The sequence below is a fragment of the Stenotrophomonas sp. SrG genome (assembly GCF_050031795.1).
Taxonomy (GTDB): Bacteria; Pseudomonadota; Gammaproteobacteria; order Xanthomonadales; family Xanthomonadaceae; genus Stenotrophomonas; species Stenotrophomonas rhizophila_A.
Genome location: NZ_JBNBBE010000289.1, coordinates 1 through 268, shown reverse-complemented (window position 1 = coordinate 268; position 268 = coordinate 1). Strand labels below are relative to the sequence as shown.

Sequence of the window (268 nt, the reverse complement as noted above, 5' to 3'; positions counted from 1 at the left end):
TCCTTGCGCAGCGCGGCCAGCGGGTCGGTGCCGATGCCCGGCAGGCTGTCCAGCGACAGCGGCTTGACAGTGCCGGTGACGGCGTCGACCAGCCACAGCGCGTTCGGTTCCGGGTCGTGGCGGCCCACGCGGGTACGGGTGTCCTCGAACTCCTCGTAGCCCGATTCGGTCACGTCCTTGGGCATCTTGCCGCCGCGGCCTTCGTCGAAGCTCTTCGGCGTGGTCACCACGATCAGGCTGCGGGTCTCGGGCGACAGCGCGCTGTCGA

Annotated in this window: 1 pseudogene; it reads right to left on the bottom strand. The window is 70.1% G+C overall.

Annotated features, from left to right (window positions below):
• A pseudogene (locus ACQG3P_RS19875) lies at positions 1–268 on the bottom strand (S9 family peptidase); the annotation flags it as partial.